This window comes from Vermiculatibacterium agrestimuris, assembly GCF_943193085.1.
Classification (GTDB): Bacteria; Bacillota; Clostridia; order Oscillospirales; family Oscillospiraceae; genus Vermiculatibacterium; species Vermiculatibacterium agrestimuris.
The window spans coordinates 1-24813 of the sequence record NZ_CALPCU010000022.1; the positions used below are offsets into that span (position 1 = coordinate 1).

Below are 24813 nucleotides of genomic sequence, written 5' to 3' on the forward strand. Positions count from 1 at the left end.
CCAGGAATCTGGCCGCGGCTTTTTTCTATTGACATATATCGAATATTGATATATGATGAGTATACCGATAATCGATATACCCGGAGGTGAGGATGTGTCGCGGAAAAAACTGGAGACTCTGACCGAGCAGATGTACTACGTCCTGCTCGCCCTCTGGGCGGAGCCCCGCCACGGCTACGGCATTATGCAGTACGTGGACAAGCTCACCCAAGGCCGGGTAGCGGTGGGGGCGGGCACCCTCTACGCCCTGCTGGCCCGGTTCGAGGAGGAAAAGCTCATCTTTTTTAATGGCACACAGGAGGGGCGAAAATACTATATTCTCTCTGACGAGGGCCGGCGCACACTGCAAGAGGAGTACCGCCGTCTGGGCCGACAGCTGGCTGACGGCGCAACACTGCTGGATAAGGAGGAACCATGATGAGAGACACCCGCTGGAGATACTTTTCCTACTTAAACGTGGACTACAAGGCCGCCCAGGACACCCTCAACACCTGGGCCCGGGAGGGGTGGGAGCTGGTGGAGATCATGGGCCCCTTCGCCAAGCTGCGGCGCATTGAGCGGCCCGACACGCCCACCTACTTCCTGGACTGGAGTAACGCCAAGGATCCCAAGGACTACGCCCAGCTCCTCTCCGACGCCGGGTGGGAGTGGGTGGAACGGGCAAGTTACCTGAATATCTACGTCTCCAAACCGGACGCCCATCCCCTCCCCATTCAAACCGATCCTGAGCTGGAATACCAGCGGTTCCGCAAAAAGGCCCTTCGGTCTATGCTCCTCACTACGCTGGCAATGGCCGTCCTTCTGGCCTTTTGCTGGTTCATCCTGTCCGGGTTCTACAGCTCTCCCGGCGCCTTCCAGCTGGCTCAAGAGCGGCTCCTGCCCAGCCTGCTCTCCTCCAGTCTGGTCTTCTCCGCCATCTTTCTTTTCTTCCCCCTGTGGTGCCTTGGCGGGGCGGCCTATTTCCTCTATCTGTTCTGGCGGCTGAGACAATGGCGGGAAGCTATCCGAATGGGTCTGGAGCCGCCCACAGCAGGAAGTAAGGCCATTCGAGGCTGGGGGCTTGTCCGGGCTTTGGGCCTGCTTTCCGAGGCTGCCATCGCTCTTCTGCTCTTCCCAGACGCCCTGCTCAACCACTTCCTGAACCTGGGCTGGGCGGTCGGCATTATGATCGGAGCCTTCATCTGTATCTATACCTATGACGACCCCATCCGCCAGCGGCGGGGCAAGCGCGCCCTTTTCATCGCCCCTCTCGCCGCCGCCTGCATCCTGCTCAACGGCCCTGTGCGGGAGAGCTTTTCCGGCCGCATCCCGGCCGTCCCCGTCCACAGCGACGCCCATCGGGTCAACGAGGGCCGGCGCTCCGACACCCCGCTGGGCAGTCAAGCCCACTGGAGCGAGGATATCAAGCTCTCCGACTCAGAGCGGCTGTACTTCTATTTCTCCGCCCAGGCCTGGGCCTCCCCTTCTCTGGCGGACTGGGCCTTTGGGCCTGTCCCGGAGGGGCTGGAGCCCGTACCGGGGCTGGAGGGAATCTGGCGGCGGGGCCCGGCGGCTGAAGAGGACATCCCGGACTATGCCGGCGCATCCCACCTGGACATCTATGAATACGCCATGGAGGTGCGCAAGGCCCAGGAGACCACCCGGGGCTTCCTCCTCCGCCGGGGGACGACCCAGGTGACGGTGGAGTGCTATAGAGTGATCCCAGGCACCACCGACGAGGAGGTCTTGGCCCCCATTCTGGATTGGCTGGCGCAAATAGAATAAAAAAAGCCCCCGACGGCAGACCGTCGGGGGCTTTTTTGTTCCCTTAAAAGGGCGTGGGGCCATCGTTGCTGTGATACTCGTAGTCCGGCCCGGCATAGCTGCCGGAGGGGCGAATGCCGCCGCCGTTGAGGCCGATCACATAGTTGTAGAAATTGGCCCGGGTGGTGAGGACATAGGGGGTGAGCCACAGCTGGAACACCCCGGAGGCGATGATGCCCACGACCCCAAGGCCAATGGCCATGAAGCCGCTCTGAAGAAGGCCCGCCAGCATGGCCCAACCGAAAAAGGAGAGATCCAGTATCACGGCCTCTCCCTTGTGGCCCTTCATGTAGGTCTTACTCAGGCGCAGAGACTGCCGGGCAGTGCAGTTGGGGTCGTCCAGCAGGATATAGCAGGTCAGATGGTAGCGGTAGGCCACCCAGATGCCCAAGGCCACAGCGCCGAAGATCAGGGCGAAATAGAGCAGCATGAGAACGCTCAGGTCTGCCTCCGACAGGATCACCGCAACGAGGATGGCAAAGGCGGGCACGGTGAGCAGAGCCGTCCACAGGAAGACCAGCAGAGCGGTCAGAATATTCAGCCAGATCACCCGGCCCGCCTTGGCGAAGCCGTCGAAGAGGTTGGCAATGCCGGAGCCCTCGTTCCGGGCCAGGCGGAGGGTATAGGAGATGAGGCCGAACTCCACCACCGCGCAGAACAGATCCAAAAGGAGCTCCGCCCCACCGGCGATGGCCACCCGATCCATCTGCTGGAGGATCACATAGTCAAAGACCTTCTCAGGTGTGTAGCCCTGCTGGAGATAGGTCATGGCGCTGGCCCAGGGCACCCCCACCAGGCTCATGACCAGTTGGGTCAGTCCCGTGGTCAGCAGCAGGTAGACCAGCATGACGACCATATAGGAGGGCTGGGCCTGCTTCATGCTGGCCTTGGCGGCCAGCTTCGCCTCATAGCGGTTAAAATACATTTCTCTCTCCCCTTTTCTATCCGGAAAACCTTAGCGCCGGCCGCCGAAGCCGCCGCCACGGGAGCCGCCGAAGCCGCCCCCTCTGGAGCCGCCGAAGGAACCGCCGCGGGAAAAGCCTCCCCCACGGCTCCCGCCGAAGCTGCCGCCGCCGCTGAAGCCGCTGCCCCGGCTGGGCCGGGCGCCCGCGCCGCCGAAGCCGCCGGAGGGACGGGAGGTACCGCCAAAACTGCCGCCGGAGGGCCCCCGGGGGCCTCTGGGCGGAGGCGGGGGCGGCGGGGCGTGCCAGTGGCGGGTGTACCAGCCGTAGCGGGGGCCGTGCCAGAAGAAGATGGGCCGGAACACCACCGGCGGGTTGGCCACCCCATAATACTGGGCCCGGTAGGCGTTGTAGCGGGAGCGGTCGATGGCAGAGAGAACCAGGTATATGATGAGCACAAAGCCCAGAAGCCACACGATCCACATGGCGGCAATGCCGCTGGCGAAGGAGGGGCCATCCTCATAATGATGATCGTCATTGCCTAAGCCGAAATTGTCCCGGTAGATGGTGTCCATCACGCCGAAAAAGGCGCTCACATCATGCTCCCAATCCTCGGTAGACATGGTTTCACCCAGAGAATCCAGGGCTTTCCCATTCATGATACTGTCAAACTCAGCGCCCCAGACAAACCGGAAGTTGTCGGTGTCCTTTATCACCAGAAGAAGGGCGTCTCCCTCTCCCAGGCCATAGTCCGCCGCCAGGTCGTAGGCGTACTCCTCCGGATCGCCGGAAACAGAATCCTCGCTGATGAAGGCCACGATGCTGTTGTACCGCTCATCCCAGTTGGCGTTATAGAGGGCCAGCAGATCCTCCGTGCCGGAGTTCAGCACTCCGGCCTTGTCGTAAATGAACTGCTCTACATAGGAGGTATCCAGCTTGGTATTCAGACCTGAGGACTGTTCCAGGCTGACGCCCCCGGAGGGCTTCCGGACCTGACCCAGAAGCAGGGCCGCGGCGATGGCGAGCACCAGCACCACCCAGCCCACAAGATAAGACTTGTTGTCCTTTTTCATACCCGTTTCCTTTCAGACGCTCAGCCCCGAAGCTCCAACAGCTTCTCCTTCAGCTCGCCCTCGATCCTCCCCAGCTCGGCCTCGGCCTCTTTCCGCTTCTGGGCCCCTTCGGTCTGGATCTTCACCATCTCGTCCAGGGTGGAGATGAGCTGCTGGTTGGTGTGCTGGAGGGTCTCGATGCTCACCACGCTCTTCTCCGCCTCCCGGGCGGTCTCAATGGTGCCCATCTTCAAAGCGTCGGCGTTCTTCTGGAGCAGCTCATTGGTCATCTTCGTCACCGCGCTCTGGGCGGCGGTGGCCTGACGGGAGTTCTCCATGCCCAGGGCCAGCACCATCTGGCTCTTCCAGAGGGGGATGGTGTTGACCAGAGAGGACTGGATCTTCTCCAGCATCAACGCGTCGTTATTTTGGATGAGCCGCACCTGGGGGCCCATTTGGATGGAGACCATCCGCGTCAGCTCCAGGTCGTGGAGCTTCTTCTCAAACCGGGAGCACATATTGGCAAGGTCGTTGTAGGCCTGGGCGTCCTCCTGGGCGCCGGTCTGCTGGGCCTTCTGGCGCAGCTGCTCCAGCTCCCCGGCGCGGACAGCCGCCAGCTTCTTCTTCCCCGCCAGAATGTACATGGTCAGCTCCTTATAGTACTTGGTGTTGAGCTCATACATCTGATCCAGCATGGCCACGTCCTTCATCAGGGTGAGCTGGTGCCCCTCCAAGACCTCCACGATCTTGTTCACATTGGTCTCCGCCTTGGAGTACTGCGCCTTCATGGCGGCGATGTCATTCTTCTTCTTTTGGAAGAAACCCAGCACACCCTTCTTCTCCTCCTGGCCGAAGTTTTGCAGCTCCCCCACCAGGCCGGCCAGCGCGTCGCCCACCTCGCCCAGATCCTTGGTGCGCACCTTGGAAAGGGCGCTTTCGGAGAAACCGGCGATGTTCTTCTGGGCAGCGGCGCCATACTGGAGCACCAGGTTGGAGTCCTTGATGTCGATCTTCTCGGCGAAGTCGGCCACCATTTTCTGCTCCGCCTCGGAGAGCATGGATTCGTCCAGCTTCACCGCCTTGGCGTCCCGGGCGGCCTGGTCGGCCTCAGTGACCTGCTTCTCGGCGGCCATGGGATCCAGGGTAAGTTCAGGGGCGGGAGCCGCCGCCACAGCGGTATCGGTATTGGGGGTCAGGGTCAGCTCGGGGGTCATATTCAGCTCATCGCTCATTGTCTTGTTCCTCCTGTTGTTTGGTAGGTTATGTTGTCAGCCGTTGGCGGCAAAGGGCTTTTCCTCGCTGAGACCCTCCTGCTTGAGGAGGTTTTCCATCACGGTGATGTCGGTGGAGATATCCAGCGCCTCGTCGGCAAAAAGGGCGTCCAGCTGCTTGTCGAAGGCGGCGACGATGGTGTCCATCATGGCGTCGATCCGCCCCTTTGTGCCGTCGATGTTCTCCCCGGACACCCCCGCCGCGCCCATACGGTCATAGGCGTTGAGGAGCTTGAGGGTGGTGGGCAGATAATAGCCCATGAACCGTTTGATCTGAGGCAGTTTTTCCGGGTGCTCCACCACATGATCCATGATCTTCCGGGTGTCCTCCTCCAAGCGGTCGATCTGGGCGGAGATCTTCTCCCCGGGGATGGCGTCGTTCAGGCGGCGTATCTCGGACAGGGCCCTGTCCCGCTCGGCGAGGAGGGCGTCCAGCTCCGGATCTCCGGTGCTCTTGGGCTTCTCCGGCTCTTGGGGCTTCGCCTGCTCCGGGATCTCATAGATCTTATCGGGGAACAGGCTCTTCCCGATCAGGCCCGCCACGGCGGAGAGCACCGCGGCCGCCAGGATGTGGGGCAGCCGATACAGCGGCAGGAAAAGCCCCCAGACCAACCACACTGCCGCCGCCAAATAGAGCGGGGCGGGAGAGCGTTTCACTTGTTTCGCCACAGCGTCTCCTCCTTTTTCATACACGGAACCAGTTAAAGGTATTCTACCCGTTTGAGCCTTCCATGTCAAGGAATGGTTGACTTCTCCGCCAAAAAACGGTATCATAAATTTCTACGTACTTCACTCCCCAGAAAGAAGATGGTTCCATGATGACATTGGAAGATTTCAAGGCCGCGCGGAAGGTGCTGGACGGCGTCATCGCCGACACCCACCTTATCCCCTCCCCCGCCCTGAGCAAGGCCACGGGGAATCAGGTCTACCTGAAGCCGGAGAACATGCAGATCACCGGCGCCTATAAGCTCCGGGGAGCTTACTTCAAGATCAGCACCCTCACCGACGAGCAGAAGGCAAAGGGCCTCATCACCGCCTCGGCGGGCAACCACGCCCAGGGCGTGGCCTTTGCCGCCCAGGCCGCCGGCGTGGAGGCCCACATCGTCATGCCCACCACCACCCCCCTGGTGAAGGTGAACAACACCAAGGACTACGGCGCCGACGTCATTCTCTACGGCGAGACTTTTGACGACGCGGCGGCGGAGGCCCTGCGGCTGGTGGAGGAGAAGGGCTACACCTACATCCCCCCCTTCAACGACCTCACCGTGGCCACCGGTCAGGGCACCATCTCCTATGAAATTTTCTCCGATCTGCCCGATGTGGACGTGATACTGGTTCCCATCGGCGGCGGCGGACTGGCCGCAGGCGTGTCCACCCTGGCCAAGCTCCTCAATCCCAAGGTCACCGTCATTGGCGTGGAGCCCACGGGGGCGGCCTCTATGAAGGCCAGCCTGGACGCAGGGCACATCGCCACACTGCCCAAGGTGGACACCATCGCCGACGGCGTGGCGGTGAAGACCCCCGGCGAGCTGGTCTTCCCCTATATCCAGGAGAACATCGACCAGATCCTCACCATTGACGATGTGGAGCTGGTGGACGCCTTCCTGGACATGATGGAAAAGCACAAGATGATCGTGGAAAACGCGGGCCTGCTCACCGTGGCCGCCCTTAAGCACCTGAAGCCCGAGGGCAAAAACGTGGTCAGCGTCCTCTCCGGGGGCAATATGGACGTGATCACCGTCTCCTCCCTTGTCCAGCACGGACTCATGGGCCGGGGGCGCATCTTCACCTTCTCCGTTATCCTCCCCGACCGGCCCGGCGAGCTGCTCCACGTGGCGGAGATCCTGGCCCGGGAGAACGGCAACACCATCAAGCTGGAGCATAACCAGTTCGTCAACCTGAACCGGCAGGCGGGGGTAGAGCTGAAGGTCACCCTGGAGGCCTTCGGCCTGGAGCACAAGGCCCAGATCCTCTCCGCACTGCGCAAAGAGGGCTACGACGCGGTGGAGGTCTCCACCGGGGAGGTCTATTAAGAAAACCAATACCCCCGGCCGGATGATTCCGACCGGGGGCTATATGATGCGGCGCCGGCGCGCCAAAGCGCCGATGCCGGCGCCGTGGGTCGCTCACAGCTGGGGGAGGCCGGCGTTAGCGCGTCGGGCATCCGCTTGGTTTATCCTATGACGAAGTCAAGCCCCCGGTGCCGCTGTTGCGAAAAGACAAGAAAGGCCCTCCCACGCCCGCAAGGATCTTCTCTTATGAAAGGACGGTGTCCCATGGTCAAAATCGCCCCCTCTATCCTCTCCGCCGATTTTTGCCGCCTGGGAGAGGACATCCAAAAGGTCTCCTCCGCCGACTGGCTCCATGTGGATGTGATGGACGGCATGTTCGTCCCCAACATCTCCATCGGCGTGCCCGTGGTGAAGTCCATCCGCGCCCACACCGACATGTTCCTGGACGTCCACCTGATGGTGGAAAAGCCCGGCCGCTATATAAGGGCCTTCGCCGACGCAGGGGCCGATCTGCTCTCCGTCCACCTGGAGGCGGACATGCCTCCCGCGCTCCACGCCGCCCTGGACGAGATGGAGACCCTGGGGGTAAAGAGAGGGGTCGTTTTGCGGCCCATCACCGCCGCCGAGGCGGTGATCCCCTATCTGGAACGGGGGCTTGACCTGGTTCTGGTGATGACGGTGGAGCCGGGCTTCGGCGGCCAGTCCTTTATGGCCGACCAGCTGCCCAAGCTCGCCGCCATCCGCTCCTATATCGAAAAATACTCTCCCGGCTGCCTTTTGGAGGTGGACGGCGGCGTGAACGCCGAGACCGCCAAGCTCTGCCGCCAGGCCGGGGCCGACGTATTGGTGGCCGGCAGCGCAGTTTACGGCGCAAAGGATATCCCCGCCGCCATTGCGGCGCTGCGTGGAGACGCGAGAGGGTAAAGGTCCATGAAAGAGATCTATTATCTGAACAAAGAAACTTTACCAACCATACCTGTGCCCCACGATTGCGTGATCAAAGACATCCAGATGAAGGACCAAACTCTCATTTTCGTCTTTGAGGACAACATTTCCGCCCACGATTCCATACAGGCCATCCATCCAAACGCCAAGTCATTGATCATACGGTACCATTTGACAGATGAGGAGACTTTTTCCGTCTATAAGTGGAGAAAACCCCGAAGATTCTCACGAAAAGATGGCTATTACCGCCTTTTGGACAACTCTCAGCTATTTGCATTCGCAGGCCACTTGGAATATCTATATCACAATGTGGGCTACTGCTCCATCATCACAAAGCTGTGGGCGGACAACGGGGTAATCCTGGACGCATATGTAGATTATATAGAATTTGAGTGGATCGGATGATCTCCTTCGGCCGCTCTTTACGAAATGAGGTATACTCCTATGGAATACTTCCCTCCGGCCCTGGAGGCTCTGACCGAGCAGTTCGCCCGATTGCCAGGGGTGGGCAAAAAGTCCGCCCAGCGGCTCAGCTTTTTCGTGCTGGGGCTTCCCGACGAGGAGGCCCGAGCCTTCGCCGAGGCCATCGTCACCGCCAAGAGGACCATCTCCCTGTGCCCGGTGTGCCAAAGCTTCACCGAGGGGGAGGGCCTGTGCCCCATCTGCCAGAGTTCCAAGCGGGACGAGTCCACCGTCTGCGTGGTGGCCGACCCCAAGGATGTGGCGGCCCTGGAACGGTCCCGGGAGTATAACGGGCGCTACCATGTGCTCCACGGCGTCATCTCCCCCATGAACCATGTGGGGCCTGACGACCTGCACATCAAGGAGCTGGTGGAGCGGGTGTCCGCCGGAGGAGTGCACGAGGTCATCATGGCCACCAACCCCACCACCGAGGGGGAGGCCACCGCCATCTACCTGTCCCGGCTGCTCAAGCCCTTCGGGGTGCGGGTGACCCGGCTGGCCTACGGCGTACCCGTGGGCGGGCAGCTGGAGTTCGCCGACGACGCCACCCTGACCCGCGCTCTGGAAGGCCGGAGAGAGATGTAACGCTTTCGGGCGGATGAGATCCGCCTCCGCCGGGTTTTCGCCTGTGCTGCGGGGGCGGGCCTTATCGGCCCGTTTTTTTGGAGAAAGGAGTCCAAGCCCATGTCCCAGGCACGGCTGTTTGAGCTGGTCTATCTGCTGCTGGAAAAGGGAAAAATGTCCGCGCCAGAGCTGGCAAAGCGGTTCGAGGTGTCGGTGCGCACCATTTACCGGGACGTGGACGCCCTCTCCGCCGCCGGCGTCCCCATCTACACCCAGCCCGGGCGCAACGGCGGCGTGGCCCTGATGGAGCACTATGTGCTCAGCAAGGCCGCTTTCTCTGAGGAGGAGCAGACCCAGCTCCTCACCGCCCTGCGCTCTCTGGCGGGAAATCCCGGCCTGGGGGCCAATGAGGCCCTAGACAAGCTCTCCGGCCTCTTTCAGCGCTCCCAGCCCCACTGGCTGGAGGTGGATCTGTCCCACTGGGGCGGCGGGGAGGGTGACCGCCTCACCTTCGGCGCCCTGCGGGAGGCCATATTATCCCACAAGGTAATTACCTTTACATATGCAGGCTCCTACGGGGAACCCACTGTGCGGCGGGCACTTCCTGCCAAGCTGGTGTTTAAGGGGCAATCCTGGTACCTGCAAGCCTTTTGCCTTGACAGGCAAAACTATCGCACCTTTAAGCTCTCCCGCATCCGGGAGCTTACCGTCACCCAGCGCACCTTCCCCACCCCTCTCGCTCCCCCGCCCATCGACAACAAAATCGCCCCTACCTGGCCCAATGTCAAGCTGACGCTCCGCTTCTCCCCCGCCCTGGCCTTTCGGGTCTATGATGAGTTCGATCCGGCGCAGGTCACCGCGCTGGCCGACGGTTCTTTCCGGGTGGAGGCGGAGTTCCCGGAGGACAACTGGGTCTACGGCTATCTTCTCTCCTTTGGGCCACTTATGGAGGTATTGGAGCCGGAACGGATCAGATATGCTTTGGCGGAGCTGGCACGGCAAATTATTTTTCGCTGCGAAAACCCTGACATAGGGTGTCAGAATTTAGGTGCTATCATGGGGGCATCTTTTCTAAAGGAGGACGCCACCATGAACAAAGAGACCACACCCTTCTGCCAGTCCTGCGCCATGCCCCTCACCGCCCCCGACCTTCGGGGGACTGAAGCTGACGGCTCCGCCAGTCCCCACTATTGCAAATACTGCTACGATAAGGGCAAATTCACCGGGGAGATGACCATGGAGCAGATGATCGACTTCTGCGCCCCCATGATGGCCCAGGCCAGCCCCGGCATGACCGAGGAGGACGCCAAGGAGCATATGAGGACGTTTTTCCCCCAACTGCTGCGGTGGCGGAGAGAGGCAAAATGAGCTACAGACTTTCCGCCGTGACCCTCCGCGCCGACAACAGCCCCCAGGGCATGGCGGCCATCGGCCAACTCTGGGAGGATGTGCAAAGCGGTAAGATCCCCCTGCTCTTTGACAGCCAGGGCGTTTTCCAGCCGGGACTCTCTCCCATCTCCCGGTACAGCAAGTATGAAAACGGCCAGGCGGGAGCCTATGATCTGACCATCCTGACCGTCTCCGCCGGCTTTTTTGCCGAAATGGACGCAAAGGCGGCCTCCGGCCTATACCGCAAGTATGAGGCGGAAGGCGATGACCTGACTTCCTGCGCCCAGGCCGCCTGGAAACAGGTTTGGGGAGACGCCTCCCTCCACCGGGCTTATACCGAGGACTACGAGAGCACCGTTCCGGCGGAGTACGCCAAGGACGGCAAATGCCACTGCTACCTGTATATCGCGGTGAAATAACAATTTGGGGGCGGTGAAAGCCGCCCCCAAAATTTTTTCTCTTTGGGAAATGAAAACCTCCCCCTCAAACGTCTAATGGGTGAAGAAAGGAGGCGGGGGACATGGGAGAATCGGAATTTGTGCGGCAGGCTGAGGCCTTGAAGGCCCGGCTCTACCGCACCGCCCTGCTCTATCTGGGAAGCGACTCCGCCGCCGTAGACGCGGTGGACGAGGCGGTCTATAAAGGCTTTCTGGCACGAAAGAAGCTGAGGGAACCTCAGTTTTTCGCCACCTGGCTCACCCGGATCCTCATCAATGTATGCAACCAGGAACTGCGGCGGCGGAAACGGGAGACGGCGGTGGAAGAACTTCCGGAAACGGCGGCGGAGGAATTTGACGCCCTGCCTCTCAAGGAGGCGGTGGAGCGTCTGCCCCAGGATATCCGGGCGGTGATCGTGCTGCGCTACTTCACCGGCCTCACCCTGGCTGAGACCGCCCGCGCCTTAGATGTGCCTCCCGGCACTGTATCCACCCGCCAGCGGAAGGGGCTGTCCCTTCTGCGTCTTACCTTGGAGGAGGATGACACATGAATCGAAACGAGGAATATCAGGCCCTTCTCGCCCAACTGGAGGCGACTCCCGCCGCCCTGGAGGACTGCGTCGCAAAGGCCCAAAAGCGCTCCCGGCGCCACCGGGGCTGGGGAACCTCCCTGGCCTCCCTGGGGGGCGTGGCCGCCGCCTTTGTGCTGCTGGTAAATACCTCCGTCCCCTTTGCCATGGCCTGCGCCAGGATCCCCGGCCTCCGGGAGCTCACCGCCGCCGTAGCCTTCTCCCCCAGCCTGAAGACGGCGGTGGAGAACGATTACGTCCAGCTCATCGGCCAGATCCAGACGGCAGACGGTATCACCCTGAAGATGGAATATCTTATCTTTGACCCCACTCAGCTCCACTTCTTCTTCACCGTGGACGGAGGCGACTATGACAGCTTCCATGTCTACCCCAGCATCTCCGGCCCCGACGGGGAGGAACTGGAGGGCTATGGCATCACCAGCGCCATGTCCCTGCCCGGTGAGCTCTCCGACTTCGGCGTCACCTTCAACGAGGGCTTCCGGGCCCCTGAGGCCCTGAAGCTGACCTGCAGGGTGACAGGCCACAGGGAGCGCACCGGCGTGGCTCCGGCGGACTCCTCCGCTCACGACCCCGAGACCCATAGGGAGCCGGAGGTCATCGCCCGATTCACCTTTGACCTGATTCTGGATCCGCGGTTCACCGCTCCCGGCAGGACCCTCCCCATTGAGCAGTGGGTGACGGTGGACGGCCAACGACTTTTGATCCGTTCTCTGGAGATCAACCCCACCCACGCCCGGCTGACCGTGGTCTCCGACGAGGCCAACACCGCCTGGTGCAAAGGCCTGGACTTTTATCTCTCCGACGCCGGCGGCAACCGTTACGGGCCTGGCAGCCGGGCCAGCTCCGGCAGCAACCTCATCTCCTCCGGCACCGGCGAGGAGGGTGTGGTGGTCTACTATCTGGAAAGCCCCCACTTTACCGGAAAGCCTCCCTACACCCTCCACATCACCGGGGCCGACTGGCTGGACAAGGACAGGGCCTGGGTGCGCGTCGACCTGGACAAAGGCGCCACGCAGGGGCTTCCCGACGGGGTGGAGCTGGTCTCTGCCCGGCGGGAGCCGAACGGGGACGTAGCCCTCTCCTTCTCTTCCCCCGGCCACGGAAACGGACAGCTGTTCTCCTGGGACTACCGGGATCCGGAGGGCCGCGACCTGACCATCACCTCCGGGGGCCACTCCCGCCTTACCGACGATGATGGGCAGGAGTATGAAGAGCAATATATCATTCTGCCCGACTATTCCTTCGATACCGTGGAGCTGAAGCTCTCCCGCACCCGCACCGCAGAGCTTGACCCGGAGGTGACCCTGGAGATCAAATGAGCTCTTGCCCCGGGGCCGGGGGCATGATATACTGGTTGAAAGCTCCTGAAGGATGTGGTCACCGTGAATCTCTGCAATATCAACGAGATCAAAGCGCTTTTGTCCCGGCATGGGTTCCATTTTTCCAAGTCGCTGGGGCAGAATTTTCTCATTGAAGAATGGGTGCCCCGGGACATCGCCGACGCCTCCGGGGCAGGCCCCGGCGCGGGCGTACTGGAGATCGGCCCCGGGATCGGGCCGCTCACCGCACAGCTGGCGCAAAGGGCGGACAGGGTGGCGGCGGTGGAGCTGGACACGGCGCTGCTTCCCATTTTGACCGAGACCCTCTCCGGCTTCGGCAATGTGACCGTCATCCCCGGAGACGTGATGAAGCTGGATCTTCCCGCCCTTGTGGAGGCGCAGTTTCCGGGGCTTACCGCCATGGTCTGCGCCAACCTGCCCTACAACATCACCACCCCAGTGCTCACCCTTCTGCTGGAAAGCGGCCTTTTCTCCGCCATCACAGTGATGATACAAAAGGAAGTGGCCCAGCGGGTCTGCGCCGCTCCCGGCTCCAAGGACTACGGCGCCTTCTCCCTTCTGTGCCAATACTATGCCAAAACAGCTCTCCTCTTCGAAGTGCCCAGAGAGTGCTTCCTGCCCGCCCCCAAAGTGACCTCCGCGGTCGTGCGGCTCACCCCCTGTCCCCCGCCGGAATGTGTCCATGACCCCGCCCTCTTTTTCCAGGTAGTCCGCGCCGCCTTCGCCCTCCGGCGCAAGACCCTCCTCAACGCCCTTTCCGCCGCCTTCCCCCTCTCCAAGGAGGCCCTGGCCCAGTGCATCGCCCAGGCGGGCCTTCCCGCCGACATTCGGGGAGAGCGGCTTGGCATCCCGGAGTTCGCCCGGCTGGCGGATGAGATCAAAAAGAGCCTGTGAGCGATGCTCACAGGCTCTTTCTGATCTGCTCCAGGGCGCTTTTTTCCAGTCTTGACACCTGGGCCTGGGAGATGCCCACCTCGGCAGAGACCTCCATCTGGGTCTTGCCCTGGAAGAACCGCAGGGCCAATATCCGCTTCTCCCGCTCGGGGAGCTTGTCCACCGCGTCCTGGAGGGCGATGTGATCCAGCCACTTCTCGTCCGTATTTTTGATGTCCCGCACCTGATCCATCACGGTCACCGCGTCCCCGCTGTCGGAGTAGACCGGCTCGTAAAGGCTCACCGGATCGGTGATGGCCTCCAGGGCAAAAACCACGTCCTCCCGCCGCTCGTCCAGCATTTTGGCGATCTCCTCAATGGAGGGCTCCTTCTGGTGCTGAGACATGAACTTCTCCTTGGCCTGCAAGACCTTATAGGCCGTGTCCCGCATGGAGCGGGAGACCCGCATGGCGCTGTTGTCCCGGAGGTAGCGGCGGATCTCCCCCACGATCATGGGCACACCGTAGGTGGAAAAGCGCACGTCCAGGTCGATATTGAAATTGTCGATGGCTTTAATAAGGCCGATACATCCCACCTGGAACAGGTCGTCCACGTTCTCTCCCCGGCGGTCAAACTTCTGGATCACCGAGAGCACCAACCGCAGGTTCCCGGCGATGAGCTTTTCCCGGGCCGCCATGTCCCCCTCCTTGGTGCGGCGGAGCAAGTCCATGGTCTCCTCGTTTTTCAGAACCTTCAGCTTGGAGGTATTGACCCCGCATATCTCCACTTTCCCTTGCATCAAGAAACCCCCCGCCTCGAAAATACTGAGTTCAGTATCTCCGGGGCAGGGGGTTTCATACCGTCTGCAAAGGGGGTTTATTTTTTATTGTGGGACGGTTTTCGATGGATTAAAACAAAGCCTTCAGCTGTGGCGGCCTCTGTGGTGGCCCCGGCCCTCGCTGTGGTGGTAGCCGCCGTGACCATAGGCGGCGGGCGTACAGCCCACAGGGCAGTCATGGTAGTGGGCGGGGTCGGTGCAGCCCACAGGGCAGCTGTGGTAGTGCCCAGTCTCTATGCAATCGGCGGGGCAGGCATGGTAATGGGCGGGATCGGTGCAGTCCTGGCGCGCACAGCCCATACTGGGGCAGAACATGGGCTCCGCCGGGGGGGCCGATTCCCAGCATTGGTTGCTGTGGGGATGGGTGGGATCGGTACAGCCCGCTAAGTCACAGCCCATATATACCGCCTCTGCCACTTCCACCGGGGCGGCGCTCTCCGCCGCGGGGGCCGCCGGCTGAACGCCTTCATAGGCGGCGGGCGCGCCCACCAGCGGTGCGGCGCAGAGCATGGCGATCAAAAACCGTCTCATCTCAATTTCTCCTTTATCCAGTTGATCCTACCTAATAGTATACAGTTTTTCTCCGTCTTGTCAATCCTCTACTCCGCCGCGGCCAAAAGCTGCCTGGTGTACTCCTCCCGGGGATGGTCAAAGACCTCCTCCACCGTCCCCTGCTCTATGACACGGCCCGCCTTCATCACAAGCACCCGGTCACACAGCTGGTAGACCACGTTCAGGTCGTGGGAGATGAAGAGATAGCTCAGATCCAGCTGGTCGCGCAAGTCCTTCAAAAGCCGCAGGATCTGGGCCTGGATGGTCACATCCAGGGCGGACACCGGCTCGTCGGCCAGGATGAACCGCGGCCGCTGGAGCAGGGCCACGGCGATGCTCACCCGCTGGCGCTGGCCGCCGGAGAGCTGGGCGGGCCTGGCCTTCAGGCACTCCCGGGGCAGCTCCACCAGCTCAAGCATATCCTCCACCCGCCGCCGGCGCTCCGCCGGGTCATACCTGCCGTAGACGCGCAGGGGCTCCTCCATGATCCACTCCACTGTGTAGGCGGGGTTCAGGGAGCTGTAGGGATCCTGGAAGATCATCTGGGGCCGCTTGGTGTAGTGGACAACCTCGCCCCGCTCCGGCTTCACCATCCCCAGGATGGTCTTGGCCAGGGTGGACTTCCCCGTGCCCGACTCCCCCACCAGGCCCACGATCTCCCCGTGGCGGACGTGGAAGGTCACATCGTGGAGCACTTCCTTATACTCTCCCCGGCCGATGAGGGTGCGGCTGCGGTAGCCGCTGCTCACATGACTGACCGAGAGCACCAGTTCCTCGCTCATGGCCGCCCCTCCTTTCTGCGGACAGGAATGGCGGCAATGAGCCGCTTGGTGTAGTCCTGGGCGGGATGGTAGAAGATCTGCCCGGTCTCGCCGCTCTCTACGATACGGCCCGACTGCATCACCGCCACCCGGGCGCAGAGCTTTCGCACCACGTTCAGATCGTGGGAGATGAAAAGCATGGACATGCCCAGCTCCCCGTTGAGCTTCTTCAAAAGGGTCAGGATCTGGGCCTGGATGGTCACGTCCAGGGCGGTGGTGGGCTCGTCCAGGAGCAAAAGTCCCGGCCGGGAGACCATGGCCGCCGCGATCATGGCCCGCTGGAGCATCCCGCCAGAGAGCTCATGGGGATACTTGTCATAGACCCCCTCGGGGTCGGGAAGCTCCACCTGCCCCAGGGCCTCCAGCGCCCGCACCCGGCGCTCCGCCTTGGACAGTCCGGTGTGGATGAGAAGGGTCTCCTCCACCTGGGCGCCCACCTTCATCAGCGGATCCATGGCGGACATTGGCTCCTGAAACACTACGCCGATGTCCTTGCCCTGAACGCTTCGCAGCTTGGCCCGGTCGGCGTGGAGCAGCTCCGAGCCATCCAGCAGGATCTCTCCCGCGTAGTCACACTGCTTTCGGGGCAGGAGCCCGGCCACCGCCATGGCGGTCACCGACTTGCCGGAGCCGGACTCCCCCACCAGGCCCACGATCTCCCCGTCGCCGATGGTCAGGGAGATCCCATCCACCGCAAAGCGGTCACGGGTGTGGAACTTGACCCGCAGGTCACGAATTTCCAGCATCAGACCACCCCCCGATCCCGGCGCTGCAGCCCCTCGCCGATGAGGCCCACGCCGAACACCAGCAGGATGATGGCGCCCCCCGCCCCGGCGGCGTACCAGGGAGCGGCGGCCAGCATCCCCTGGGCCTCAGAGAGCATATAGCCCAGAGAGGCGTCCGGAGGGGTGACCCCGATGCTCAGATAGCTCATGGATGCCTCGGCCAGCACGGCGTTATTAAACCCGATGGTGAGGGCGGGCAGCAGCACCGGCAAGGTGTTGGGCAGGATGTGCACCCACAGCACCCGCCAGGGGCTCGCCCCCATAAGCTGGACGCTTTTCACATAGTTGGCCTCCCGTAGGGAGGCAAAGGCGGTGCGGGCGATGCGGGCGTAGCCGGGGATGAAGGCGAGGCCCAGGGCCAGCACCACATTATATTTCTTCCCCGGCCCCAGCAGGCTGATGACGACCAGCGCCAGCAGGATACTGGGAAAGGCGGTAAGGGCGTCGTTGAGGCGCATCAGCGCCTCATCCACCACGCCGCCGAAATAGCCGGTGAGGGCGCCCACCGCGACGCCGCACACCGCGCCCATGGCCACGGTGGCCAGGGCGATGGTCAGGGTGTTCCCCGCCCCCTGGAGCACCCGGCTGAAGATGTCCCGGCCAAAGCTGTCGGTGCCCATCAAGTGGGCCAGGGTGGGGCCGTCCAGCTTCGGGCCGGTGGCCATGGCGGCAGGGTCGTAGGGCGTCCAGAAAAAGCCCAGGACGATGAGGGCCACCATGAACCCCGTCAGGGCAAGGCCGGCGGTGAGGCAGCCGTTTCTTCTCCTCTTCATACGCCGCCTCCCAACCGCAGCCGGGGGTCAATGCGCTGCTGAATGAGGTCTGCCAGGGTGCCGGAGAGCACCACCCAAAAGGCCAGGAGGACGACGATGACCTGCACCACCGGATAGTCCCGGTTGGAGATGGAGGACACCAGCAGCCGCCCCAGGCCGGGAATGGCAAAGACCTGCTCCACCACCACACCGGAGGCCAAAATTTCCGCCAGAGTCTGGGCCAGGAAGGCCACCACCGGCACAATGGCGTTTTTCAGCACGTGCCGCCGGAGCACCGCGCCCCGGTCATTGCCCCGGGAGATGGCGGTACGGACGTAATCCTTCCCCATCTCGCTGCCCACCGTACTGCGCAGCATCCGCACCGTCATGGCGATCCGGGGGATGGCGATGGCCACAGCGGCGAAGAAGAGATACTTCACCGCCCCCAAAAAGTCCTCCCCCAGATTGGGGAAGCTCCCCGCGGTAAACCACTTCAGCGCCACGCCGAAGATCCAGGACAGGAGCATCCCGGTAAAGAAGGCGGGCACCGCCATGCAAAGCTGGTTCACCGCCGTGCGCAGTCCGTCTCCCCGAGCGCTGCCCCGGCCCGCCGAGAGAAGCCCCAGAGGGATGGCGATCACAAGGATGAGCAAAAAGCTGATGGCGCTCAGACACAGGGTCACCGCCATCTTCGGGGCGATAAGCTCCCAAACCGGCTGCTTATAGTGGTAGGAGACCCCTAAATCGCCGGTGAAAAAGCCCATCAGCCACTGAAGGTAGCGAACCATCAGTGGCTGATCCAGTCCCATTTCGGCGCGCAGAGCGGCCAGGCGCTCAGGGGTGGCCTGAGTGCCCAGCATGATCTCCGCCGGATCTCCCGAGATAAGCGCAAAGGCCACAAAGGCCAGCAGGGAGACCAAAAGCATGGTGACCAACACAGTGGCCAGCCGCTTCGCCGCGTATTTCATCTGTTATTCCGCCCACCCCACGGTGGACAGGTCAAGGACATAGATGGGATAGAACTGCAGGCCCTCCAATCCCTTGCGCACCGCCACCAGATCGGCCAGATCCTGGATGTAGACGTTGGCGGCGTTCTCGGTCAGGTTCCGCTCCAGCGCCTTATAGAGCTGGGTCTGCTCGGCGTCGTCAAAGGTGGTCTGCGCCTGGGCATAGAGGGCGTCATACTCCTCGTTCTGATAGTTGATAAAGTTCCGCTTGGCGGAGGATTCAAACCGGGCAAGCAGCGCCCGGGCGGTCATGGTGGAGGCGTCCAGCCCCACCACGGTGGACTGGAACTGCCGGCCGGAATACACGTCGGACAGCCAGGCGCCCCACTCCACCAGCTCCAGCTTGGCATTGATATTCACCGCCTTAAGCTGCTCGGCAATGACCTGGGCGGCGTCGATGTGGGGGGTATAGTTGGAGGGCACGGTGATGGTCATATCAAAGCCGTCGGGATAGCCCGCATCGGCCAGCAGGGCCTTGGCCTTCTCCACGTCGTGGGCGTAGTAATCGGTCAGGCTGTCGTCAAAATACTTGCCAAAGGCGGGGTACATGCTGGAGCCGATGAGGCTTCCGTATCCGTCGAAGGCCAAGTCCAGGATCTGCTGGCGATCCACGGCATAGCACAGGGCCTGGCGCACCCGCACATCGTCAAAGGGCTTTTCGGCGTGATTGAGGTAAAGGGCCTGCACCAGGTTCATGGTGCCCTCGGCGATGTTGAAATCATCTCCCAGCTGGGAGGCCCGGGCGCTGGTCATATGGGCGCACAGATCCACCGCCCCGCTCTGAAGGCTCATGAGGATGCTGTCGGGATTCTCCATGATCTTGAAGGTCACCTTGTCCAGCTTGGCGGGGACGCCCCAGTAGTCCTCAAACCGCTCCAGCACCACATTGTCCTGGGCGGAACGGGAGACGTACTTGAACGGGCCGGTGCCCACAGGCGCGGTGTCCTGCCCGTCATAGTCCCTGGGCAGGATGGCGGCGGTGAGGTAGGAGAAAAACTCGTTGTCCGGCTCGGCGATGGTGATGGCCACCGTCTTGTCGTCCAGGGCGGTCACATCGGTGACGGCGGAAAAGGACTCCACCAGAGAGGAGCCGCCCTCCGCGTCGGCGCAGCGCTGGATAGACCAGACCACGTCGTCCACAGTCACAGTCTGCCCATTATGGAACTTCACCCCGTCGCGCAGAGTGAAGGTATAAGTCGTTCTATCGTCAGAGATGGTATAGTCCGCGGCCACCGCGGGGATCAGGTCGCCGTCTGCGGTGGGCTTTACAAGCCCTTCAAACACGTTGAACATGACCTCTTTCGTCCCTGCCGCCACCGTCATGTGGGGGTCAAGGCTGTCGTCCAGGTCTTGGGCGATGGCCACCGTTATCTCGTTGGGTCGGACGGTGGGTCCCTGCTGGAGGGTCTCCTGGGGCGCCGGAGTCTGGGCGGCGTTGCCGCCGCAGCCGGCCAGGATCGCCGCCAGCAACCCTGTGGTGATGAGCCCTGCGATCTTGCGTTTTGTCATACGGATCTTCCTTTCGTCACTGCTTCCCCATCGGGAAGTCAATGTGGGGCGGATGACCCCCGCCCATTGGGATTTTTCGGCTCTATCGTGTTGTTGCGGCTGGCCCCTGTCCCGAGCCGGAGAGGACTGGCCAAAAACAAAGCCTTGGGGGATGGCCCCTCCGGATCTGGAGTGGGCCTCCCACAAGGCTGTATTTTACACGATATATCCCCATTTTGCAAGGGGTTGCGCACCCTTTTCCATCAGACCTCCACCGCCGGCCTGGTCTTTCCCCCCGCCGCCTGAGTCAGCCGCTGGGAAATGTAGCTCTTGACCTCCTCCACCGGGATCTCCAGCGCCGCCGCCAGCTCTCCGAACAGGAGGGCCTCCCCCTCCTTCATGAACCGCTCGTCCACCGCGCCGAACTTTTTCTTATCCCGCTCGGCAGTCCGTTTCTTGGTGTAAATGGACATGGTCATCTCAAACAGATCCTTGCAGTCATGGGTGGCGATGGCGGCCTGGTAATGCTCGGTAAGCTCCCGCAGCGGCAGGCCCTCGCAGGCCTCCGAGGCGTAGGCGGGAATGCCGTCGATGAGCGCGTTGGCCTCCTGTCTGGAGATGACGGGCCGCATAAAGATCTTCCCGTTCACCGGCGCATAGATATCACAGCTTTGGTAGAGCGGCGTGAGGACATAGAAGTCCTGGCCGTCCCGCCTGTCCACCCGTTCCACCCTGCACACGCCCGTGCGCCCGTATACGATCAATTCTCCCGGCTGGTACATAAAATCACATCCTTATATCTTTATTATACCACTTTTTGGTCTCTTTATGTAAGAAAAACTTTTTGGCCGGAATATACAAGTTTTTTTCCTGTGCTATGCTACGATAGTTCTGAGCGTTTTTCATCACAAAGGAGGTCTTTTATATGAACCGATACCCCTGGCTGGAGGACTACCTTCTCTCCAAGCCCGGCGCAGTCCGGGATTTCAAGCTGGAATGGCAGTGGCACCGCTGGCTGGTGGCGGGGAAAATGTTCGCCGCCCTGTGTACCCCCGACCCCAAGTACGCAGAGCACGCCGGGCGCACCATGGTCATCCTCAAGTGCGACCTCCGGAGGGCCGAGCTCTACCGGGCCGAGTTTCCCGACGTAGTGCCCGGCTTCTACTCCGACAAGCGCACCTGGAACACCGTCTACCTGGACGGCCAAGTCCCCGAGGCCGTCCTGCGGGAGATGTGCGACGAATCCTACGCTCTGGTCACCGCCAAGCTGACCAAGGCCCTTCAGCGGGAGCTGGGCCTTCTCTGACGCTGGGCCCCGGCCTTTGTGCCGGGGCTCACATCATTTTTAATATCTCACGCTTCAGCCGCTCGATGATGCGCTTTTCCAGCCGGGAGATATAGGACTGGGAGATGCCCAGCAGGTCGGCCACCTCCTTCTGCGTCCGCTCCGGCGCACCGTCCAGACCGAAGCGCAGGGTGATGATGATCCGCTCCCGCTCCTCCAGCCGCTCCAGAGCCTGGGTCAGGAGCTGGCGGTCTACGTCGGCCTCCAGAGGCTGCATCACCACATCGGCGTCAGTGCCCAGAATGTCGCTGAGCAGCAGCTCGTTGCCGTCCCAGTCGGTGTTCAGCGGCTCGTCAAAGGAGACTTCCCCCCGCTGGTTGGAGGTCTTGCGCAGGTGCATCAGTATCTCGTTTTCGATGCACCGGGAGGCATAGGTGGCCAGCTTGATGTTTTTCTCCGCCTTGTAGGTGCTCACCGCCTTAATGAGCCCGATGGTACCGATAGAAATGAGATCCTCAATGTTGATGCCCGTATTCTCAAACCGTTTGGCGATGTAGACCACCAGCCGCAGGTTCCGCTCAATGAGGGCGGCCTTGGCCTTCTCGTCCCCCATCCCCAGCCGGAGGATGAGCGCCGCCTCCTCCTCCCGCTTCAGCGGGGGCGGCAGGGTATCGCTGCCCCCTATGTACATCACCTTTCCCGGCAGGACGAGCCCCCGCCTGGCCAAAAGCGCCCGGAACCGCCACCAGCTCCGCCGCAAGCGCTGGATCATGTTTTTTCCTCCTCACTTTTCCGTTTATGCGCCAATGAGCGCGCTGTATCCTCCGCCGTCTGAAACGGGGGTGGGGGACAGCGCCACCAGAATGGGGCCGTAGTCCTCCCCCGCCACCTTGGCGCTGTCCACCCGCACCGCCAGAAGCAGGGCGTGCTCCACCCCCACCGCCCGGTAAGGCAGCAGCCGCCAGCGGCCTCCCCGCCGCCGCTCCAGTGCGGAAACCGGGTCGTCAAGCTCTCCCGGCTCCGGGCCTTCCCCCGGCGGAAACAGGGCGCCCAGCCGATCCCCCTCCGCCACCATCACCGGCCGGCCGGTGGCGGGATCGGTCAGGGTGTTGCCCGTGTCCACCAGTGCCGTCAGCCGGCACCGCCGGCCCGCCAGCTCCAGTTCCGCCTTGGCCAGCTCTCCCCCGCCGTGGCGAGCCGTACGCTGAAAGATCAAGCTCAAAAACACGTAGCATCCCGCCGAGCAAAGCAGCACCGTGGGCAAGTCCAGCGCCCGGGGAGCGCCCCAGAGCAGCTGCAGTGCCAGCACACCGCCCCCGAAGGCCGCGGCGACGCCGAAAAACACCAGGGTCAGCCGCAAAAGCCGCCGGGAGCCGCCGTAAGCCACCAGCACCATGCCCACCGCCGCGGCCAGCTTATATAGGGGATGGGTCAGAAATCCCCATCCCGGCAGCACCGCCCCGGCAGCATAGAGCCCGCCCGCCAGTGCGGCCAGGGCGAAGCGGAGCCGCCGAAAGGGCTCTCCCGCCAGCTTGGCCGCGCACAGCAGCAGCAGGTAGTCCACCAGGGCGTTGAGCGCGAACACTTCATCGATATAGACCACTTCCATGGCCGTCCCCCCTGTCCTACTCGTCCATTATAGAAGTTCGGCGCTTCAAAAAAGGACGAAAGGGTGCGGGGACGGAAAAACCGTGGATACGGCAAAAAACGCCTGCCGTAAGGTGACGATTTTACGGCAGACACTTTTCCCGGCCCGGGGGCATGCTCCCCAGGCCTTGATTTTCCATAAATTCTTCTTGACTTGTCCGGAAGATGGTGGTAGAATACTACCACCTATGAAAAGGGCCTTATTTTTTATGCTCGTTTTTACGGTGTGGCGAGGCATAAAACCCTTTCCCTCTCTGAGGTCATAGGGAGGCAATCATGCCGGATCCACACCGCCAACAGAAGGGCCTTTTGGGCTCTTTTAGGCTGGATCCGGTGATTAGACCGGATCCGTTTTTTATATGCGGGCCGGTAAGTAATAAGGAGGTGCCGAAAGATATGGCAAAGGCTGGCAACCGGGTGAAGATCACCCTGCGGTGCAACGAGTGCAAGCAGCGCAACTACAACACCAAGAAAAACAAGAAAAACACACCCGACCGTTTGGAATTGAACAAGTACTGCCCCTTCTGCAAGAAGCATACGGTCCACACCGAGACCAAGTAATGAGCTTTTTCACCAATGACAGCTCACAAGAAAGAAGGGTATTACCGAATGGCTGAAAACGACAAGCTGGATCAGGTGGAGACCTCCGCCCAGGAGCTGGAGACCGCCGCCCCCGAGACCCCCGCGAAAAAGGACAAGGCCGACAAGAAGGCCGATAAAAAGCCCGCCAAGAAGTCCAAGCCCGGCCTCTTTGCCCGCATCGCCCAGTGGTGCCGGGAGACCAAGGCCGAGCTGAAGAAGGTACAGTGGCCCACGTGGAAGCAGACGCTGAACAACACCCTCATCGTCATTGCCTTCTGTATCGTGGTCGGCCTTTGTATCTTCCTGTTCGACAAGCTGGCCGAGGGCGTGTTCAACGCTCTCATCAACCTCTTCCATTAAGGGGCGAGCGCCATGGAAGAGGCAAAATGGTACGTCGTCCACACCTACTCCGGTTATGAGAACACAGTGTGCGCCAGCATCGAGAAGGCTGTGGAGAACCGGGGCATGCACGACCTCATCCAGGAGGTCAACATCCCCATGGAGACCGTCACCGAGATCACGGACAACGGCCCCAAAACTGTGGAGCGCAAGGTCTTCCCCGGCTATGTGCTGGTGAAGATGGTGCTCACCGACGACACCTGGCATCTGGTTCGTAACATCCGCGGCGCCACCGGCTTTGTGGGCTCCGGCAACAAGGCCATCCCTCTCACCGACTCCGAGATCGCCGCCCTTGGCGTGGAGAAGCACGAGGTGGTGGTCAGCTACGAGGTCGGCGACAGCGTCAAGATCACCGACGGCGCGCTGGAATCCTTCATCGGTACGGTGGAGGAGATCGACATGGATCACAGCAAAGTCCGGGTGGTGGTGTCCATGTTCGGCCGGGAGACCCCGGTGGAGCTGGAGCTGGACCAGGTAGAGCCCATCAACGACTAAAATCGTCGAAAAAGAGATCCAACCGTGGGAGGAGCCAGAGAAAAAGGCTCCGTCCATACCACATTTTCAAGTAGGAGGTGCTGTTTCAAATGGCACAGAAAATCACCGGTTACGTGAAATTGCAGATCCCCGCCGGCAAGGCGACTCCGGCCCCCCCTGTGGGCCCCGCCCTCGGCCAGCACGGCATTAACATCGCCGCCTTCACCAAGGAGTTCAACGAGCGCACCAAGAACGACGGCGGCCTTCTCATCCCCGTGGTCATCACCGTCTACGCCGACCGCTCCTTCACCTTCATCACCAAGACCCCCCCTGCCGCCGTCCTCATCAAGAAGGCCTGCGGCCTGGACAAGGCCAGCGGCGTGCCCAACAAGGAGAAGGTGGCCACCATCAGCAAGGAAGACATCCGCAAGATCGCTGAGCAGAAGATGCCCGACCTCAACGCCGCCAGCATCGAGGCTGCCATGAGCATGATCGCCGGTACTGCCCGTTCCATGGGCGTCCTGGTGGGCGACTAAGGCGAGG

Annotated in this window: 30 protein-coding genes; 16 read left to right on the top strand and 14 right to left on the bottom strand. The window is 61.9% G+C overall.

Annotation, left to right across the window (positions count from 1 at the left end; genetic code table 11):
* The first annotated feature begins 94 nt into the window (after window positions 1-94).
* Together NFR87_RS08065 and NFR87_RS08070 are read left to right on the top strand one after the other, a co-directional pair.
* Window positions 95-418 (top strand): PadR family transcriptional regulator, encoded by a 324-nt coding sequence (locus NFR87_RS08065; RefSeq protein ID WP_251448787.1) that lies wholly within the window; start codon window positions 95-97, stop codon window positions 416-418.
* Window positions 415-1764, top strand: coding sequence for a DUF2812 domain-containing protein (locus NFR87_RS08070; protein WP_251448789.1), 1350 nt, complete (start codon window positions 415-417; stop codon window positions 1762-1764). Before NFR87_RS08065 ends, NFR87_RS08070 begins: the two co-directional genes overlap by 4 nt.
* A 43-nt stretch (window positions 1765-1807) precedes the next feature.
* On the opposite strand, the gene NFR87_RS08075 is transcribed toward NFR87_RS08070, so the two are convergent.
* From NFR87_RS08075 to NFR87_RS08090, 4 genes are read right to left on the bottom strand one after another with little or no spacing between them, the layout of a single operon-like run.
* Complete coding sequence (locus NFR87_RS08075; RefSeq protein ID WP_251448791.1) at window positions 1808-2728, bottom strand: DUF975 family protein; 921 nt, start codon at window positions 2726-2728, stop codon at window positions 1808-1810.
* Between the two features lie 30 nt (window positions 2729-2758).
* A complete protein-coding gene (locus NFR87_RS08080) occupies window positions 2759-3778 on the bottom strand; it encodes a TPM domain-containing protein (protein WP_251448793.1) in 1020 nt (339 codons plus the stop codon).
* 20 nt (window positions 3779-3798) lie between these two features.
* The gene (locus NFR87_RS08085; protein WP_251448795.1) at window positions 3799-4989 is read right to left on the bottom strand and encodes a toxic anion resistance protein; all 1191 of its coding nucleotides are present in this window, start codon (window positions 4987-4989) and stop codon (window positions 3799-3801) included.
* 36 nt (window positions 4990-5025) lie between these two features.
* Complete coding sequence (locus NFR87_RS08090; protein ID WP_251448797.1) at window positions 5026-5697, bottom strand: 5-bromo-4-chloroindolyl phosphate hydrolysis family protein; 672 nt, start codon at window positions 5695-5697, stop codon at window positions 5026-5028.
* A gap of 146 nt (window positions 5698-5843) precedes the next feature.
* Here NFR87_RS08090 and ilvA point away from each other — a divergent pair, with 146 nt between their 5' ends.
* The 9 genes from ilvA (at window position 5844) to rsmA (ending at window position 13661) form a co-directional block, all read left to right on the top strand.
* On the top strand, window positions 5844-7061 hold the full coding sequence (gene ilvA / locus NFR87_RS08095) for a threonine ammonia-lyase (RefSeq protein ID WP_251448799.1): 1218 nt from the start codon (window positions 5844-5846) through the stop codon (window positions 7059-7061).
* 243 nt (window positions 7062-7304) lie between these two features.
* Window positions 7305-7964: a ribulose-phosphate 3-epimerase gene (gene rpe, locus NFR87_RS08100; RefSeq protein ID WP_251448801.1), complete on the top strand. Its 660-nt coding sequence runs from the start codon at window positions 7305-7307 to the stop codon at window positions 7962-7964.
* 6 nt (window positions 7965-7970) lie between these two features.
* Window positions 7971-8390 carry a hypothetical protein gene (locus NFR87_RS08105; protein ID WP_251448803.1) on the top strand — a complete coding sequence of 140 codons (420 nt, stop codon included), beginning with the start codon at window positions 7971-7973 and terminating at the stop codon, window positions 8388-8390.
* Between the two features lie 39 nt (window positions 8391-8429).
* Window positions 8430-9032 carry a recombination mediator RecR gene (recR, locus tag NFR87_RS08110; protein WP_251448805.1) on the top strand — a complete coding sequence of 201 codons (603 nt, stop codon included), beginning with the start codon at window positions 8430-8432 and terminating at the stop codon, window positions 9030-9032.
* Window positions 9033-9131: 99 nt separating this feature from the next.
* Entirely contained in the window at window positions 9132-10379 is a 1248-nt protein-coding gene (locus NFR87_RS08115) for a zinc ribbon domain-containing protein (RefSeq protein WP_251448807.1), read from the top strand.
* Complete coding sequence (locus tag NFR87_RS08120; RefSeq protein WP_251448809.1) at window positions 10376-10819, top strand: AraC family transcriptional regulator; 444 nt, start codon at window positions 10376-10378, stop codon at window positions 10817-10819. Before NFR87_RS08115 ends, NFR87_RS08120 begins: the two co-directional genes overlap by 4 nt.
* A 101-nt stretch (window positions 10820-10920) precedes the next feature.
* A complete protein-coding gene (locus NFR87_RS08125) occupies window positions 10921-11388 on the top strand; it encodes a sigma-70 family RNA polymerase sigma factor (protein ID WP_251448811.1) in 468 nt (155 codons plus the stop codon).
* Window positions 11385-12746, top strand: coding sequence for a DUF4179 domain-containing protein (locus tag NFR87_RS08130; RefSeq protein WP_251448813.1), 1362 nt, complete (start codon window positions 11385-11387; stop codon window positions 12744-12746). The genes NFR87_RS08125 and NFR87_RS08130 overlap by 4 nt, the downstream gene beginning before the upstream one ends.
* Window positions 12747-12809: 63 nt before the next feature.
* Entirely contained in the window at window positions 12810-13661 is an 852-nt protein-coding gene (rsmA, locus tag NFR87_RS08135; protein WP_251448815.1) for a 16S rRNA (adenine(1518)-N(6)/adenine(1519)-N(6))-dimethyltransferase RsmA, read from the top strand.
* Window positions 13662-13668: 7 nt separating this feature from the next.
* On the opposite strand, the gene sigG is transcribed toward rsmA, so the two are convergent.
* The 8 genes from sigG to NFR87_RS08175 all read right to left on the bottom strand — a co-directional run bounded on the left by sigG (window position 13669) and on the right by NFR87_RS08175 (window position 20665).
* On the bottom strand, window positions 13669-14439 hold the full coding sequence (sigG, locus tag NFR87_RS08140) for an RNA polymerase sporulation sigma factor SigG (RefSeq protein WP_251448817.1): 771 nt from the start codon (window positions 14437-14439) through the stop codon (window positions 13669-13671).
* A 123-nt stretch (window positions 14440-14562) separates the two neighbouring features.
* Window positions 14563-15009, bottom strand: coding sequence for a hypothetical protein (locus tag NFR87_RS08145; protein WP_251448819.1), 447 nt, complete (start codon window positions 15007-15009; stop codon window positions 14563-14565).
* 68 nt (window positions 15010-15077) lie between these two features.
* A complete protein-coding gene (locus NFR87_RS08150) occupies window positions 15078-15812 on the bottom strand; it encodes an ABC transporter ATP-binding protein (RefSeq protein ID WP_251448820.1) in 735 nt (244 codons plus the stop codon).
* The gene (locus NFR87_RS08155; protein WP_251448822.1) at window positions 15809-16597 is read right to left on the bottom strand and encodes an ABC transporter ATP-binding protein; all 789 of its coding nucleotides are present in this window, start codon (window positions 16595-16597) and stop codon (window positions 15809-15811) included. The genes NFR87_RS08150 and NFR87_RS08155 overlap by 4 nt, the downstream gene beginning before the upstream one ends.
* A complete protein-coding gene (locus tag NFR87_RS08160) occupies window positions 16597-17409 on the bottom strand; it encodes an ABC transporter permease (protein WP_251448824.1) in 813 nt (270 codons plus the stop codon). The genes NFR87_RS08155 and NFR87_RS08160 overlap by 1 nt, the downstream gene beginning before the upstream one ends.
* Entirely contained in the window at window positions 17406-18356 is a 951-nt protein-coding gene (locus tag NFR87_RS08165; RefSeq protein ID WP_251448826.1) for an ABC transporter permease, read from the bottom strand. Before NFR87_RS08165 ends, NFR87_RS08160 begins: the two co-directional genes overlap by 4 nt.
* 3 nt (window positions 18357-18359) lie before the next feature.
* On the bottom strand, window positions 18360-19904 hold the full coding sequence (locus NFR87_RS08170) for an ABC transporter substrate-binding protein (RefSeq protein ID WP_251448828.1): 1545 nt from the start codon (window positions 19902-19904) through the stop codon (window positions 18360-18362).
* Window positions 19905-20146: 242 nt separating this feature from the next.
* Window positions 20147-20665 carry a CarD family transcriptional regulator gene (locus tag NFR87_RS08175; RefSeq protein WP_251448830.1) on the bottom strand — a complete coding sequence of 173 codons (519 nt, stop codon included), beginning with the start codon at window positions 20663-20665 and terminating at the stop codon, window positions 20147-20149.
* A gap of 143 nt (window positions 20666-20808) precedes the next feature.
* Between NFR87_RS08175 and NFR87_RS08180 the strand changes: the two genes are divergently transcribed.
* Window positions 20809-21189, top strand: coding sequence for an MmcQ/YjbR family DNA-binding protein (locus NFR87_RS08180; protein WP_251448832.1), 381 nt, complete (start codon window positions 20809-20811; stop codon window positions 21187-21189).
* Between the two features lie 28 nt (window positions 21190-21217).
* Here NFR87_RS08180 and sigE read toward each other — a convergent pair whose 3' ends face one another.
* Window positions 21218-21940, bottom strand: a complete 723-nt coding sequence (gene sigE, locus NFR87_RS08185) for an RNA polymerase sporulation sigma factor SigE (protein ID WP_251448834.1) — start codon at window positions 21938-21940, stop codon at window positions 21218-21220.
* Window positions 21941-21964: 24 nt separating this feature from the next.
* Window positions 21965-22777 (bottom strand): sigma-E processing peptidase SpoIIGA, encoded by an 813-nt coding sequence (locus NFR87_RS08190; RefSeq protein ID WP_251448836.1) that lies wholly within the window; start codon window positions 22775-22777, stop codon window positions 21965-21967.
* Between the two features lie 434 nt (window positions 22778-23211).
* Here NFR87_RS08190 and rpmG point away from each other — a divergent pair, with 434 nt between their 5' ends.
* The 4 genes from rpmG (at window position 23212) to rplK (ending at window position 24806) form a co-directional block, all read left to right on the top strand.
* Window positions 23212-23376: a 50S ribosomal protein L33 gene (gene rpmG / locus NFR87_RS08195; protein ID WP_251448838.1), complete on the top strand. Its 165-nt coding sequence runs from the start codon at window positions 23212-23214 to the stop codon at window positions 23374-23376.
* 48 nt (window positions 23377-23424) lie between these two features.
* The gene (gene secE / locus NFR87_RS08200; protein WP_251448840.1) at window positions 23425-23757 is read left to right on the top strand and encodes a preprotein translocase subunit SecE; all 333 of its coding nucleotides are present in this window, start codon (window positions 23425-23427) and stop codon (window positions 23755-23757) included.
* 12 nt (window positions 23758-23769) lie between these two features.
* Window positions 23770-24291, top strand: a complete 522-nt coding sequence (nusG, locus tag NFR87_RS08205) for a transcription termination/antitermination protein NusG (RefSeq protein ID WP_251448842.1) — start codon at window positions 23770-23772, stop codon at window positions 24289-24291.
* 89 nt (window positions 24292-24380) lie between these two features.
* Window positions 24381-24806 carry a 50S ribosomal protein L11 gene (rplK, locus tag NFR87_RS08210; protein ID WP_251448844.1) on the top strand — a complete coding sequence of 142 codons (426 nt, stop codon included), beginning with the start codon at window positions 24381-24383 and terminating at the stop codon, window positions 24804-24806.
* Window positions 24807-24813: the final 7 nt, after the last annotated feature.